The sequence below is a fragment of the Neobacillus niacini genome (assembly GCF_036961885.1).
GTDB lineage: Bacteria > Bacillota > Bacilli > Bacillales > Cytobacillaceae > Neobacillus > Neobacillus niacini_H.
The window spans coordinates 1-15622 of the sequence record NZ_JBALNQ010000080.1; the positions used below are offsets into that span (position 1 = coordinate 1).

Genomic DNA, 15622 nt, shown 5'->3' on the forward strand with positions numbered 1-15622 from the left:
AAGTCAACATCGAATCGCCAAACCTGCTCCTGCGCCAAAGCATATTCAAAGTAGTGGCTGTTCAGCTCGTCGCAAAGCTGCAAAGAAGTAATTCAAGTAGTGGCTTGGCTCTTCGTGTTTCCTTTATCTCAGTTGGAGCGCTCCAGGCCATACGCCGCTGACCAGGGCGCTTGCGCTTTTTTATTTTTCATTGTTATTTTGATTGATTCGCCATTTATTGAATTCGAGAAAATCACGAAATTGTTCTTTCGAGACTCCAGAATCCATCGCTTCTTTCACAATACCCATCCAATCATTGTCTAATTCCTCTTTATTGATCTGTTCATTTATTAGATGATCCACAGGGACATGTAACACAGATGAAATTTTCTCGAGAAATTGAATAGAAGGATTGCTCTGCAGGTTTCTTTCTAGTGAACTTAAATAAGATTTAGCAACTCCTGCTTGCTCGGCAAGTTCTGTTAATGACATTTTTTTCTCTAAACGCAGTTTTTTAACACGATCACCAATCATGGGCTCACACACCTAATAGTTATTAATACTATAATAATCTTATCAGAAATAATGGGGAAGTTCCATATTAAGAACGATTAATTATACAAAAAATATTTATTACTATCAAATATTTTTGATAAAAAGCTGTGATAACGATAATATTAAAGAGTATTTTCAATTCTATTAGAATACATATATAAAAATAAAAATAAAGGTTGGGAAATTCATGATTGTTCTTAAATCTCAGCGAGAGATAGATGCGATGAAAAAGGCAGGAGAAATTCTAGCCTCATGCCATAAAGAAATTGCAAAAAGGATTAAACCGGGTATTACAACTTGGGAGATTGATCAATTTGTTGATGAGTTTCTAAGTAAACATAATGCAACACCACAGCAAAAAGGGTATAAGGGATATAAATATGCTACTTGTGCAAGTATCAATGACGAAATATGCCACGGGTTTCCAAGAAAGGAACCGTTAAAGGATGGCGATATTGTAACCATAGACATGGTAGTTAATTATAATGGAGGGTTAGCTGATTCTGCCTGGTCATATGCTGTTGGAAATGTTTCTCAGGAGACAGAGCAGTTATTAAATGTAACCAAGGAAGCACTCTATAAGGGTATTGAGCAGGCTGTCTCTGGCAATAGAATCGGAGATATTGGCCATGCCATTCAAACATATGTTGAAGGCGAAGGATTCTCGGTTGTACGTGATTTTATTGGTCATGGAATTGGCGCTGTTATTCATGAAAAACCTGATGTACCACATTACGGGCTGCCTGGAAAAGGACCTAGAATTAAAGAAGGAATGGTATTTACGATAGAGCCGATGGTCAATGTCGGCAAGTATCAAATGAAGATGGATGATAATGGCTGGACAGCACGGACCATTGATGGAAAATATTCTGCTCAATATGAACACACCATTGCTATCACCAAGAATGGCCCAATTATTTTAACTGAACAGGAAAAATAAAAAAACAGATCCTTGAGATCTGTTTTTACTTATTTTTGCGAAGGTTACCTAACTCTTCTACCAAAGCTTGCATTTCATTAGGACTAAAAGAAGGTTTTTTCATAACCATCTCATAAATTTCCTTTAATTCCTCATACATTTCCTCATCAAAGTGAGAAGGTTTAATAGCTCCGAGATTTAATACTTTTAATTTCTCTTTTATTTGTTCAATCATGAACTCTACATTTTCAGTAGTTTTTTCTGATAAATTCATTGCCGTCACCTCTTCCAAATTCGTAACTTTATCTTTTCATTTTCACTTATAGATGTCAATCTAAACTTGCATTTACTAGTAAGCTTAAAGCAAAATATAAAGGAATGGAAGTTGGTATTTTTTTCATAGTGGTAAAATGAATGTTAAAAACGAATCGAAGGGAGAAGTTAAAAAATGGTTAGAAATCTATTTTTAAAGGGTATAGTATATGGAGCAATTGCAGGAGGAGCTCTAAGTTTATTGGATAAACAAACCCGTCAGGCAATGAAGGTGAATGTAAAAAAAGCATATGAGGAGGTTTCTTATGTTGTTCGCCACCCTGGAGAAATCACTGAAAATGTAAAAGAAACAGCAGAAAAAATTAGGAACACGATTGAACAAGTGAGTGAGGATATTTCCTTTATTACAGAAAAAGTGGACGAACTCCGTGAGCTAACCCCACAGGTAAAAGAAATGGTTAAGGAAACGAAAAGTACCTTTTATGAACATCCAGATAAAGCACTCGTGGAAGATTTATTGAAAGAGGTCGAAGTGGAAGACGAACCCCAACCCGTCAAGAAGTAAGTAGTAGGTTAGAGGAATAGTTCCCATTTAAAGGAGAGGTGAGAAATGGAGAAGGTAGTGAATGTTCGTAAGTCTTTGTTAAAACTGCTTTGGCACCGGATTGAAGAAGATGATATTCCAGGGTTATCCGCCCAACTTGCCTATTTTTTTCTTCTTTCACTATTTCCACTTCTTATTTTCATTTTTACATTACTGCCCTATTTGCAAATTCCCTATCATGACATTCTTGGGAGTATTCGCGAGTTTGCTCCTCCTGAGACGATGGAGTTAATCGAGAAAAATGTGAATTATGTCATGAATAATCGTAATGGAGGTTTGCTGTCCATTGGGATTATTGGCACCATGTGGTCTGCTTCTAATGGAATTCATGCCTTAGTAAGGGCCTTTAACAAAGCATACAATGTAAAAGAAAGTCGTTCTTTTATCGTTTCGAGGGGGATGGCGATCCTGCTGACATTCGGGATGATCCTTGTTTTTATTGTTGCTGTGTTACTTCCGATATTTGGCAGAGAAATTGGGGTGTTTCTTTTTTCTTATTTAGGGTTTAAAAGTGAATTTCTTCAAATTTGGGATATGTTAAGATTGGTGGTTAGCGCCATTATTTTATTTCTTATTTTCACTGGTTTATATTGGATTGCACCTAATGTAAAGTTACGCTGCAGAAGTGCTTTTCCAGGTGCAGCATTTGCAACAATAGGTTGGATTCTTTCCTCCTATGCATTATCCTTCTACGTTGGGAATTTCGGCAACTTCTCACTAACCTATGGGAGTATTGGAGCGATTATTGTTTTATTAATTTGGTTATACATATCTGGATTTATTATCATCATTGGCGGTGAAATTAACGCCTTTTATAGTGAAAAGAGTAAATCAAATTGTTAAAAAATGACTCGACTTTTTCTTTGTGATAGTTGCCAATAATATAGGTGGGGGAACACAACAATTAGTAGGGGGTTCATCATGACAAAACATACAAAAAAAGATGGCGGCACGAAACAAAAAGGTAAAGGCAGTAAAGGAAATAAAACATCAGGATCTGCTAACGGCAGTAACGGATACCATTAAATAAAACCGGGCGAATAGCCCGGTTCCTTAATTTTATGCTGTGTTAAAGGCGTAGCGCCTGGAGCTCGAAATCAACAGTCAATTTTTTAGAAGTCTTAAGCTGTTAAGAATGACAAGGATGGTACTGCCTTCATGCCCAATCACCCCATAAGGTAAATCAAGCATTTGAAAAAAGTTAGATGAAATCAGAAGCATGATAACAGTTATAGAAAAAATAACATTTTGTTTGATAATCCGATTCATCCGTTTTGAAAGATCAACGGCTTCAGCAATCCTTGGTAAATCATTCTTCATTAACACGACATCAGCCGTTTCAAGGGCAACATCCGTGCCTGCTCCCATCGCAATACCTACATTTGCAATTGCTAATGCTGGGGCATCGTTTATGCCATCACCAACCATTGCAATGGTTGCGTATTTTTCCTTCAACGTTTTAAGCTGTTCTACTTTTTCTTCAGGGAGGCATTCTGCAAAGAACTGGTCTATGTGGCTTTCATCTGCTATTGCCTTTGCTGTCTTTTCACTATCACCAGTAAGCATGATTGTGTAAATCCCTTGTTTTTTTAAGTGGTCGATGGCCCGTTTTGTTTCTTCTCTAACAACATCTTTTAAAGAAATCATGGCAGCAAGAACTCCATTAATTTGGACATAAACTAGCGTATTGCCTTTACTGGCAAGTTCAGCGGCCTTTCCATCAGCAAAAGCATGTGCTGCATCTCTACCAACGAAATCAGCTTTCCCAATTTTCCACTGTTCCCCATTTATTTCAGCTTTTACGCCCCAACCAGATACATCTTCAAGATTTTCTGGTTGAATAAGGTCCCGTTTACTATTTTCTTTCACATACTTAACGATTGACTGTGCTAAAGGATGGTTCGACTGATTTTCAATAGAAGCGGTTTTCCATAAGAGGTCACTCTTATCAAATTTTTCATCTACAATGACATTGGTAACTTCAGGTTTTCCTTTTGTGAGTGTCCCGGTTTTATCAAAGGCAATCGCCTCTAAATGGCCCAGGTTCTCTAGATGAACTCCGCCTTTTACTAAAATACCTCTTTTTGCCCCATTAGAAATTGCCGACAAGGTAGCTGGCATGATGGAAGCTACAAGCGCACAAGGGGAGGCAACAACCAACAAAATCATCGCCCGATAAAACGACTCATTCCAGCTCCAATCCAGTAAGAAATAGGGTAAGAACATCATCAGTAAAACGACAGCTAGCACTGCTTTTACATAGGTACCTTCAAAACGTTCGATAAATTGCTGTGATGGGGATTTTTCACTTTGAGCTGATTGCACGAGTTCAATTATTTTATGAAAGAGTGTTTCATTGCTTGTTTTTGTTGTTTGCACCGTGATGGCGCCTGTTAAATTAACCGTACCTGCAAATACTTCTTTGTCCAATCCTTTTGACACAGGCATAGATTCGCCCGTTATAGCAGCTTCATCAATGTTTGTATATCCATTCTTAATGACTCCATCAGAAGGAATTCTTTCCCCGGGTTTAACAAGGATTTGATCACCTATGTTAAGCTCGGAAACAGGAATACGTCTTTCAATCCCATTATTAATAAGGAGAGCTTCCTCAGGCTGAAGTTTCATAAGTGAGGAAATCTCTTTATGACTTTTGTTCATCGTATAGGTTTCTAAAGCTCCACTTACGGCAAAAATAAAAATCAAAATCGCGCCTTCTGTCCAATAGCCGATAATGGCAGAACCAATTGCTGCAAAGATCATTAGCATTTCAACATTTAGTTCTTTATTTTCATAGGTAGCTTCTATACCTTCCTTAGCTTTAGCAAAACCACCGATTACAAAAGCCAATAAATAAAAGATAATGGATGCAACTTGATCCCCTGTTTTGTCCGTTATCCAACCTGCAGCAATGAATACACCGCTCAAACCAGCAGCAACAAGTTCGACGTGAGGTTTAATTTTTTCAATTAAACCTACCTTTGGAATTCCTTTAGATAATCTCTTAGCATCGGCACTCATTTTATTTTCCCTCCCCCTTCATATCTAATTGAGAAAAATAATCATCTTCATTACCCTTAAAAAAGCACGAAAGCTGTCATCGAATAGATGACAGCACAGTTTTTAGAGCAGTCATCGAATAGATGACTGCAGACTTCAAAGGTTTATTTTATTTATGTTAATTTTATCATATATCTTATGTTTACAATACAAAAGTGCTTCATAAATATTTAGGAGTTATGTTGCTCTACAACTTGGTGATTCTTTTTACCGAAAGCGTAAATGACAATGGATAAGACTAATAACATGCTGCTGATAATATAAAAGAAACTAATTCCCTTGAAAAATTGAATATATAACCCGCCGATAATGGGCCCGCTCAAACTACCTAAGCTAAAAAAGATTCCACATAACAAATTTCCAGTCGGTAACAAATTTCTAGGAACTAAATCCGTCATATAGCTGATTCCCAGTGAAAACGTTGAACCTACAACCATTCCAGATAATAGGAAGGAGATGAATAATCCGATAAATGAATGTTCAAAAATACTAGCAGAAGTAAAGGTGAAAAATCCAAGTATAAGAACAATCATTAATAAGTTTCTCCTGCCATACGAATCACTTAGAACACCCAATGGCAGCTGAGTGATGATACCTCCAATGGCAAAGCCTGTTAATAAGAGTGAAACACTTGCTACATCAATGTCCATTCTTAAAGCATAAACGGGAAAACTGCCGTTTAATGAGGATTCTAAAAAACCATAGCAGAAAGGAGGAAGGAAGGCAATCCAGCCATATTTCATCGTTTTATTAAAGCGCTTGATGGTGTTGAAAAATGAATTGATCCCAACTTCCTGCTCTGGAAATTCATTTTTCAGTGTAAATACAAACACCCAGCCAATTAAGCATAAAATGGAAGAAATGATAAAGGGCAGTGATTCATTTACGTTTACAAGAGGTGTCATTAATGGTCCGCTCGCAAAACCAATGCCAAAAAATAATCCATACAGTGCAATATTCCGTCCTCTTTTTTCGTTTGGAGAAGCGGAGGTTATCCATGTTTGCGTGGCAAAGTGTAAGGCATGGTCTCCAATACCTATTAATGCCCGTAAACAAAACCAAAACCAAAAGGATTTCCACAAAGGAAACATTGCCAGGGCAAGCACCACAAGCCCGCCTCCAAAGATAATGGTCGGTTTATACCCATATTTTCGAAGAGGTGTTTCCATAAAAGGAGAAATGAGCAGGATCCCAATATATAGAGCTGTTGCATTTAGTCCGTTAAGGGATGATGAGACTCCAGCCTTTTCAAATATTACAGCTATAAGTGGCAGGAGCATTCCTTGGGAAAAGCCAGAAATGGCTATAATCGTCACTAAAATCCAGAGTTGATATTTTTTCATGAAAGTTTCCTCGTTCTTTATTGGTTAGTAAAACCATAAAATGGCTACATTGAAGATGGTAACGAGAAAAGATAGTATTTGCAAGTAAAATCTTGCCCCTATTTAATTTAGAAAATAGGGTAATCTCTTGTATGACTAATTTTTTTTACAACTTTACTTTAGGAGGGGAAATAGTGGGAAAAATATTTATGCTCCTTACTTTTATTGGGGTCCCGCTTTCAGTTATCGGGACGCTTATGCATTGGCCAACCTTGGTCCTCTTTATCATTTATTGTGTTTCAATCATAGCCCTGGCCAGTTATATGGGAAGGGCAACTGAAAGTCTTGCCATTGTAGCTGGCCCGCGGGTCGGTGGACTGTTAAATGCTACTTTTGGAAATGCAGTGGAACTAATCATTTCTATCTTTGCATTAAGGGAAGGTTTAGTAGGGGTTGTCCTGGCATCATTAACGGGGTCTGTACTCGGGAACCTGCTCCTTGTTGCGGGGCTATCCTTCTTTATCGGTGGTCTGAAATTTAAAAGGCAGACCTTTAACGTCCATGATGCCCGGCATAACTCTGGCTTGCTCATGTTCGCTGTCATCGTAGCATTTGTTATTCCAGAAGTTTTTTCAATGGAAATGAATGAATCGAAGACATTGACATTAAGTATAGGGATTTCCATTATTTTAATTCTGCTTTATCTGGCAGCGTTATTCTTTAAATTGGTTACTCATCGCGGAGTTTATCAAAGTGAGAATACAGAAAAACATCATGAGGAAGAACCAGAATGGAGCAAGGGCAAGGCAATTGGCGTCCTATTGGTGGCAACTTTAGCCGTCGCCTATATCTCTGAAAATCTAGTTCATACGTTTGAATTTGTAGCAGAATCCTTTGGTTGGACGGAGTTGTTTATCGGGGTAATAATTGTCGCCATAGTTGGAAATGCCGCCGAGCATGCCTCCGCGATTGTCATGGCCTTTAAAAATAAAATGGAAATTGCAGTCGAGATTGCCATAGGATCCACTTTGCAGGTTGCTATGTTTGTTGCACCTGTTCTAGTTCTCCTTTCACTCTTCTTTACCAAAACGATGCCGCTTGTATTTACGATGCCTGAATTAATTGCCATGGTAACATCAGTCCTGCTCATAGTGGTTATATCCAATGACGGTGAATCGAACTGGTTTGAGGGACTGACTTTACTTGCTGCCTATTTTATAATGGGGATAGGATTCTTCCTACTATAATAAAAAAGACTCTAAGCCAAAATTGGCTCAGAGTCTTTTTTATAATTTTTTTCAATGTAAGGGTAAAGCCTTTAACTGTGCTATAATAATCCAGGCATTATTTTAACTATTTGGGTAATACCAATCGCATTTCTTGGGACCATCAATCACCAACCTTCATGTTTATTTTATAAATGAAAAACACGAGTGTTGAATATCATATATGAGTGGAATCCCAACCTCCTTAATGGTAAATGGTTCGTCGATTGATTACTGCCCTCCTTTGTAAAAGGTTAACTAAATTATAAAACATATTTTTAATTTTGTAAATGTTCTGATTATATTTTAAGGAGAAAAAAATGGCATTATTTTATCGTTCTTTATTTTTTATTCTGGGGCTTTTCATTTTAACTTTTGGTGTATGTTTAACCATTAAAGCAGAGCTAGGTGTTGGTGCTTGGGACGCTTTGAATGTAGCTTTGACTGAATGGATAGGCTTAACGATTGGCACATGGGTGATAATCGATGGAGCTGTTCTAATCTTTGTGAATGCTTTTTTGTTAAAAAGAAAACCCGAAATATTATCACTATTAACCATAATATTTATTGGTTCATTGGTTGACTTTTGGATTCTAATTGTTTTTGAATCATGGGAAGTCGCTGGATTATTCATTCAATTGGTTACTTTAGTACTTGGACTTTTCATAATAGGGATTGGGGCAGCTATATACTTACAGGCAAAGTTCCCATCGAGTCCTATCGATTCTTTTATGTTGGCGATTCAAAAACGTTTTGGCGTAAGTTTAATGACTGCTAAAACGATTGGGGAAATTGTAGCATTAATTCCAGCGCTATTACTAAAAGGACCAATTGGTTTTGGCACGATCATCATTACCTTTTTAATCGGTCCATTTATCCAGCTTTGTTTTCCATACTTTGAAAAATTATTGCATAGACTAACCGAGCGCAGTTATCAAGGGAAATACTGAAATATTTTATAGAAATGGATAAAACTTTTCAACTCCGAAAACACTATGAGCAGACTTATTACTGCTAATTGTGTGAAAGGAGTTTTTCTTTGTGAAAAAATTTATCGCTGTTGTCATGACCCTGCTATTTCTGTTAGCTTTTCTTCCTACAGCTTCTGCAGAAGAAGCACCTGCCAAAAAAGAAACTGTAACCTATCAAGTTCCTCCTTCGGTCCGTAATATAACGAAGGAAAATACGTATCCCAATTCAACTCAAGACTTACCAACCCTGCAGCCAAGTGAGTTAACGAAGAAGCTGATTGACTCTTCCAGGATCAAAATTGAAAATCCTGATTTAATCCGAATGCTCAATGAGACAAGCATTAATAGTTCACCGTTCGCACTTGGTTACCGAGCGATTGTCTATCTAGGTCAGTGGCCCCTGAATTATGAATCCACTGAAACCTCCCCAAACTGGGAATATCAAAAAATTAATACAAATTATTACGATAACCGCGGTGGAAATGTACCTTACCAAATTCATTACGTTCAAGAAGCACAAAAAATTGTCCGCGGTGGTTTAACTGCTAAAATTGCCAATGCAGAAGATGTTAAAAAAATGATGCTGTTAAAGGCTATGGAAAAAACACGCCTACCGCTTGCATTTGATACCATAATTGGCGGTGGAACGAAAAATGACCATGTCTATAATATCCCTGTTAATCGCTTAGGATACTTGTATGCATACGCACCAGCCGTAAATGAAAAAGGCAAAGTAACTTATGGTGAGGTTTACTTAATGCTTAAAGGAAACAAAAAAATAATCGTAATCAAAAATGTAACCTCGCAAGGAATTGGCGCATGGATTCCAGTTCAGGACCATGTTTCCTTCGGTTTTGCTGCCTCAGAAAGACCAAGGTGATGCAGCTTTTCTATTTTTTGAAATGAGTTGCAGAATTGGTACTCTTTCGATAGGATAATGTCATGGAAGGGAGAGATACAAATTGGGTAGTCCAACTCATGATAAAAATTCACAAGTTATTTTTTTAAAGCAACGATTAAATATGTTTCTTGATGTTCTGGATGCAATTGATCCTGAAGATACGGATCTTGATGATATTGACAACTTAATCAAAATGGTTGATGAGTTAGAATCAAAATGCAAAGAATTCAACCATCGTGAAGCACCAGAGTCTGTTTAATTACAGGCTCTTTTTCTTTTTGGAAGGCTCTTTTCTTAAACTTTCTTGCTTTTGGAACAAAAATTATTGACTTTACAAAGTTCCCGTCAAAAATAGAAGAAATAGTAAGAAAAGAGCCTACAAACTAAATTCTAAAGTGCAAAATAACTAATTTCACGTTAAAATCGGCTTGTAGATTTTAACATCAGTCGTTAAGAAAATCAGCCTTAGAGAAAACGTTTACCTTTAAATCATTTGCTTATCGGAGTATAATAATAGTCGTCAAATGAATAGTTGTAATTTTTAAATAGATTGCGAATCGGACAAGGGGAAAGGGGTATTTACAGTGAATCTAGAGAAATTTCAGGAGAGCATGTACAAGTTAGTAGTTGAAACTTCCACGAAGCTTCCAAAGGATGTCCGCCGTGCGGTGAAAGCGGCAAAGGAACAGGAAAACGCAGGTACAAGTGCAGCAATGAGCCTCGCAACCATTACCAATAATATAAAAATGGCAGATGACCAAGTCTCACCTATTTGTCAGGATACTGGACTTCCTACTTTTAAAATTAAAACGCCTGTTGGTGTGAACCAATTAGTAATTAAAGATGCAATAAAAAATGCAATTGTAATGGCAACCAAAGAAGGGAAATTGCGCCCTAACTCTGTTGATTCCTTAACAGGGGAAAACAGTGGTGACAATCTAGGTGCAGGGTTACCGGTTATAAAATTCGATCAATGGGAAAAAGATTATATCGATGTTCGTTTGATTTTAAAAGGCGGCGGCTGTGAGAATAAAAACATCCAGTATAGCCTGCCGTGTGAGTTAGAGGGACTTGGCCGTGCAGGGCGTGACCTTGATGGTATCCGGAAATGCGTGATGCACTCTGTTTACCAGGCACAAGGACAAGGCTGCAGCGCCGGATTCATTGGCGTAGGAATTGGCGGTGACCGTTCATCTGGCTATGATTTAGCTAAAGAACAGTTATTCCGTTCATTGGACGATGTTAATCCAAATGAAGATTTGCGCGCATTAGAGGAGTATGTGTTAGAAAATGCAAATAAACTAGGTATCGGTACCATGGGCTTCGGTGGTGAAGCAACGCTGTTAGGATGTAAAGTTGGGGTAATGAACCGAATTCCGGCTAGCTTCTATGTATCCGTCGCTTATAATTGCTGGGCGTTCCGCCGTTTAGGTGTAAGTGTGGATCCAGTGTCAGGAGAAATTAACGAGTGGATGTACCAAGATGGTGAATTTATTGATTTTGCCGAGACTGAAGCGGAGAAAGAAACTGCAGCAGCACGTGCGAATGATGTGATCACTCTTCAAGCTCCAATTACCGAAGAGCAAATTCGTGAGTTGAGGGTGGGCGATGTCGTTCAAATTAACGGTATGATGTATACCGGCCGTGACGCGATACATAAATATTTGTCTGATAACGATTCACCCGTTGATTTGAATGGACAAGTCATTTATCATTGCGGCCCTGTAATGTTAAAAGATAAAGAGGGAGTCTGGCATGTTAAAGCTGCCGGTCCAACGACAAGTATTCGCGAGGAGCCGTACCAAGGCGATATTATGAAGCGATTCGGTATCCGTGCTGTTATTGGAAAAGGCGGAATGGGCCCTCGTACATTGGCTGCTCTTAAAGAGCATGGCGGTGTTTATTTGAACGCAATCGGAGGCGCGGCACAGTACTATGCGGACTGTATCAAGGGGGTTGAAGGTGTAGACCTGATGCAATTTGGTATCCCTGAAGCGATGTGGCACCTGCGAGTGGAGGGCTTCACAGCCGTTGTCACCATGGACTCACACGGAAACAGTCTCCATGCTGATGTAGACAAATCCTCATTAGAAAAATTAGCGCAATTTAAAGATCGGGTGTTTAGTTAAGATTATTGGGCAGGCTCCGTTTTGGGGTCTGTTTTTTTTTGTGGGGTTGGGGTGGAAGGTAGCTGTTTTGTAGAAACTGTATGGTTTATTGTAGAAGCTGTACGGTTTATTGTAGAAGCTGTACGGTTTATTGTAGAAACTGTACAGTTTATTGTAGAAGCTGTACAGTTTGAAGAAAATCTCACCAGCAGGTATTGTCAAACTCCTATAAATTGTCACGAAAGCTTCATAATAGAACAAAAGTATAAGCAGGAAATCCAAAAAAAATAAAGAAAAGTTACATCAAACTATTTAAGGAGGGACTTATTTGTTTGATAAGAATATATCTAAACCCTTACCCTTACTACAGGCAGAGGCTCTAGAGGGTAGGCTAAGTATAAGGCATGAAAAAATGCCGGAAATAAAAAATAACATAAAAATATTAAAATCAGGTTATAATGGCGAAAAAGAAATAAATTACCAATTAGGGCAAATTCCTCAGCATAAATACCACATTCTCCACGATCTCAGACTACCTATAGGTGAAACATTTTTTCAAATTGATGCACTTCTCCTTTCACCAACTATTATCATCAATCTTGATGGGAAGAATCATTCAGGCAAAATAACCATTGAAAAAAATCAAATGATCCAAGAAACCATGGATACAAGAGAGATCTATGAGAATCCTGTTTCCCAGACTAATCGGCACAAACTATTATTGAGAAATTTGATAGCGGAAAATAATTTACCACCAATTTTTTGGATAATTTAGTTGTCTTCACTAGGTCGTCAAGTGAAATCATTATTTCGGCAGGTTATAAAGAGGCAGAAAATAAGGTTTGTAAGTCACATGATTTATTAAAGAAGATTGAGGAATTAGAAAGATATAATAAAAAGGTCTGGATGAACGAACAAAATCTTTTACAGTTAATCGACCTTTTTTTAAAGAAACACACACCTAAGAGGATGGACATTTTAACATCGTTTACTATACTTGAATCGGACATTATCACTGGTGTCCAGTGCCCTGCGTGTTTATTTGCACCAATGGCATATAATAGGCATACATGGATATGCCCCACATGCCAATTTATTTCCAAAGATGCCCATGTAAAGGCCATTTACGATTATTTATTGATTTACAAACCGTGGTTTACGAATTCAGAAATCCGTACTTTCCTCCATCTACCTTCTTCAAGAGCCGTCACCTACCTATTATCGCACCTCAAACTTACACGTGTGGGTCATACGAGTGACACAATTTACCGCCAGCCAATCCTTTTTCCTTAATATACTAATCATGTTTCCCTATAGGCAAACAAACACTATAAAAAACAAATAGGGGGAACATGGATGAAAAAATTAGTATGCATCCTTAGTTTGCTGCTGTTCATGGTGCCACAAGTTACATATGGTAGTGCTCCAAATAAACCGATTAACTGGGGTTTTAAGAAAGCTGTTAATGAACAGCAGCCGGATGCAGGGGCAGAGTATGAAAAGATTCTTGAAAAGTATGGTGCTTTTTATAAGGGAGACCCAAACTCAAAGACCCTATACCTAACCTTTGACAATGGCTATGAAGCAGGATATACAAGTAAAGTTTTGGACGTTCTAAAAAAGGAAAAAGTGCCGGCAACCTTTTTTGTAACAGGTCATTATTTAGAATCCCAACCTGAATTGTCGAAGCGAATGGTTGATGAGGGACATATCATTGGAAACCATTCTTGGCACCATCCAAATATGACACAAATCAGTGATGAGCGCATTCGGGAAGAACTTCAAAAAGTGAAGGATAAAACAAAAGAACTTACCGGTCAAAAGAAAATGACGTATTTACGCCCACCAAGAGGCGTTTTCAGCGAGCACACCATGCAGATTGCCAAGGAAGAAGGCTATACACATGTATTCTGGTCGCTGGCATTTGTAGATTGGAATACCAATGCGCAGAGAGGTTGGCGATATTCGTACGATAACATTATGAGACAAATCCACCCTGGTTGTATCTTACTCCTGCATACCGTTTCGAAGGATAATGCCGATGCTCTGGAACAAGTAATTAAAGATTTGAAAAAGAAGGGCTATAAATTTAAAAGTCTTGATGATTTTAAACCGGAAAGTAAAGGCTTCATTCCAAGTTTCTGGAGAAAATGATTGAAAAAAAAGCCGGATTCGAATGAATTCGGCTTTTCCCTGTAAATAATGCTATAATACGGTGAAATCAAACGGTAGCGAAATATGGAGTGAGAAAAATATGAAAACAGATCAATCAATAAAAATACAAGAAAAACAGACCTTTCCATTAACCATTAAACGTCTGGGCATTAACGGGGAAGGGGTCGGTTATTTTAAAAAGCAGGTTGTCTTTGTACCAGGGGCCCTTCCGGGGGAAGAAGTGGTGGTTGAGGCAACCAAGATTAACCCTAAATTTGCTGAGGCAAAAATAAAGAAGATTCGCATCAAATCACCACATCGTGTTCAACCTCCATGTCCGGTTTATGAGCAATGCGGCGGCTGCCAGTTGCAGCATTTAAAATATGACCAGCAATTAAAAGAAAAACGTGACATTGTCATCCAATCTCTTGAACGTCATACACGGCTTACCGTTGACAAGCTCGATATCCGTGAAACCATTGGGATGGAAGATCCGTGGGGTTACCGAAATAAGAGTAGTTTTCAACTTGCAGGCAGAGATGGAAAAGTTTTGGCTGGCCTGTATGGTCTAAACTCCCATCAACTTATTGACATTGAACATTGTGCCGTCCAGCACTCCCAAACGAATGAAGCGGTTAATACCGTTAAAAAAATTCTTGAAGAGTTAAAAATAACGATTTATAACGAAAAATCACGCAAAGGAATCGTTAGAACGATTGTTACCCGGGTAGGTGTGCAAAGCGGTGAGCTTCAGATTGTACTGATTACCAATCAAAAAGAATTGCCAAAGAAAGAGCAGATTGTTCAGGAAATCCAAAAACGACTTCCAAATGTGAAATCAATCGTTCAAAACATCAACGAACAAAAAACGTCGTTGATTTTTGGAGAAGAGACCTTGCCGTTAGCGGGGGAAGAGTATATCCAAGAAACATTGGGTGACCTGCAATTTGAGCTGTCAGCAAGGACCTTCTTCCAGTTGAACCCTGTGCAAACGATCAAGCTTTATAATGAAGTAAAAAGTGCTGCGGCGCTGACAGGCAAGGAAAAAATAGTCGATGCTTATTGTGGTGTGGGAACGATTGGCTTGTGGCTAGCAGATCAGGCAGCAGAAGTTCGTGGAATGGATGTTATTCCAGAATCAATTGACGATGCCAAGAAAAATGCCAAGCGTCATGGGTTCACCCATACGAAATATGTACCTGGAAAAGCAGAAGAAGTACTGCCTAAGTGGGTAAAAAAAGGTTGGAAGCCCGATGTCATCATTGTCGACCCGCCAAGAGCAGGTCTCGACGGACAATTAATCCAAACCATCCTGCAGACAGAAGCAGAGAAGCTCATTTACATCTCTTGCAACCCGTCCACTTTGGCAAAAGATATTCAACTGTTAAGTGCGAAATATGAAGTGAAATTTATACAGCCTGTTGATATGTTTCCGCAGACGGCTCATGTGGAATGTATCTCGCAACTCATTTTAAAGAAAGGCAACTAACCCTTTGAGGTGACCCCCGAAA

General features: G+C 38.4%; 17 protein-coding genes. 13 read left to right on the forward strand and 4 right to left on the reverse strand.

Annotation, left to right across the window (positions count from 1 at the left end):
• Window positions 1–180: 180 nt before the first annotated feature.
• Complete coding sequence (locus tag V7124_RS24810) at window positions 181–513, reverse strand: helix-turn-helix domain-containing protein (protein WP_335414780.1); 333 nt, start codon at window positions 511–513, stop codon at window positions 181–183.
• A 208-nt stretch (window positions 514–721) separates the two neighbouring features.
• Between V7124_RS24810 and map the strand changes: the two genes are divergently transcribed.
• A complete protein-coding gene (gene map, locus V7124_RS24815; protein ID WP_335494356.1) occupies window positions 722–1474 on the forward strand; it encodes a type I methionyl aminopeptidase in 753 nt (250 codons plus the stop codon).
• Between the two features lie 25 nt (window positions 1475–1499).
• Here the strand turns inward: map and V7124_RS24820 are convergent, their stop codons facing one another.
• Window positions 1500–1727 (reverse strand): DUF1128 domain-containing protein, encoded by a 228-nt coding sequence (locus V7124_RS24820; RefSeq protein WP_335414775.1) that lies wholly within the window; start codon window positions 1725–1727, stop codon window positions 1500–1502.
• Between the two features lie 174 nt (window positions 1728–1901).
• Here V7124_RS24820 and V7124_RS24825 point away from each other — a divergent pair, with 174 nt between their 5' ends.
• Both V7124_RS24825 and V7124_RS24830 read left to right on the forward strand, forming a co-directional pair.
• Window positions 1902–2291, forward strand: a complete 390-nt coding sequence (locus V7124_RS24825; RefSeq protein ID WP_335494358.1) for a YtxH domain-containing protein — start codon at window positions 1902–1904, stop codon at window positions 2289–2291.
• Window positions 2292–2336: 45 nt separating this feature from the next.
• Window positions 2337–3173, forward strand: a complete 837-nt coding sequence (locus tag V7124_RS24830) for a YihY/virulence factor BrkB family protein (RefSeq protein WP_335494360.1) — start codon at window positions 2337–2339, stop codon at window positions 3171–3173.
• A 261-nt stretch (window positions 3174–3434) separates the two neighbouring features.
• Here V7124_RS24830 and V7124_RS24835 read toward each other — a convergent pair whose 3' ends face one another.
• Complete coding sequence (locus V7124_RS24835; RefSeq protein WP_335494362.1) at window positions 3435–5351, reverse strand: heavy metal translocating P-type ATPase; 1917 nt, start codon at window positions 5349–5351, stop codon at window positions 3435–3437.
• Between the two features lie 209 nt (window positions 5352–5560).
• On the reverse strand, window positions 5561–6733 hold the full coding sequence (locus tag V7124_RS24840) for an MFS transporter (protein ID WP_335494364.1): 1173 nt from the start codon (window positions 6731–6733) through the stop codon (window positions 5561–5563).
• A 173-nt stretch (window positions 6734–6906) separates the two neighbouring features.
• On the opposite strand from V7124_RS24840, the gene cax reads away from it, so the two are divergent.
• The 10 genes from cax (at window position 6907) to rlmD (ending at window position 15600) form a co-directional block, all read left to right on the forward strand.
• Window positions 6907–7959: a calcium/proton exchanger gene (cax, locus tag V7124_RS24845; RefSeq protein WP_335494366.1), complete on the forward strand. Its 1053-nt coding sequence runs from the start codon at window positions 6907–6909 to the stop codon at window positions 7957–7959.
• A gap of 338 nt (window positions 7960–8297) precedes the next feature.
• Window positions 8298–8927 (forward strand): YczE/YyaS/YitT family protein, encoded by a 630-nt coding sequence (locus V7124_RS24850; RefSeq protein WP_335494368.1) that lies wholly within the window; start codon window positions 8298–8300, stop codon window positions 8925–8927.
• Window positions 8928–9042: 115 nt separating this feature from the next.
• On the forward strand, window positions 9043–9828 hold the full coding sequence (locus V7124_RS24855) for a YfkD famly protein (protein ID WP_420490598.1): 786 nt from the start codon (window positions 9043–9045) through the stop codon (window positions 9826–9828).
• A gap of 82 nt (window positions 9829–9910) precedes the next feature.
• Entirely contained in the window at window positions 9911–10108 is a 198-nt protein-coding gene (locus V7124_RS24860) for an SE1561 family protein (RefSeq protein ID WP_335414751.1), read from the forward strand.
• 325 nt (window positions 10109–10433) lie between these two features.
• Entirely contained in the window at window positions 10434–11978 is a 1545-nt protein-coding gene (locus V7124_RS24865; RefSeq protein WP_335494372.1) for a fumarate hydratase, read from the forward strand.
• 21 nt (window positions 11979–11999) lie between these two features.
• A complete protein-coding gene (locus tag V7124_RS24870) occupies window positions 12000–12248 on the forward strand; it encodes a hypothetical protein (RefSeq protein ID WP_335494374.1) in 249 nt (82 codons plus the stop codon).
• Between the two features lie 37 nt (window positions 12249–12285).
• Window positions 12286–12732: a nuclease-related domain-containing protein gene (locus V7124_RS24875; protein WP_335494376.1), complete on the forward strand. Its 447-nt coding sequence runs from the start codon at window positions 12286–12288 to the stop codon at window positions 12730–12732.
• A complete protein-coding gene (locus V7124_RS24880; protein WP_335494379.1) occupies window positions 12720–13250 on the forward strand; it encodes a hypothetical protein in 531 nt (176 codons plus the stop codon). Before V7124_RS24875 ends, V7124_RS24880 begins: the two co-directional genes overlap by 13 nt.
• A gap of 102 nt (window positions 13251–13352) precedes the next feature.
• On the forward strand, window positions 13353–14111 hold the full coding sequence (gene pdaA, locus V7124_RS24885) for a delta-lactam-biosynthetic de-N-acetylase (RefSeq protein ID WP_420490599.1): 759 nt from the start codon (window positions 13353–13355) through the stop codon (window positions 14109–14111).
• Window positions 14112–14211: 100 nt separating this feature from the next.
• Window positions 14212–15600, forward strand: a complete 1389-nt coding sequence (rlmD, locus tag V7124_RS24890; protein WP_335494383.1) for a 23S rRNA (uracil(1939)-C(5))-methyltransferase RlmD — start codon at window positions 14212–14214, stop codon at window positions 15598–15600.
• Window positions 15601–15622 lie beyond the last annotated feature (22 nt).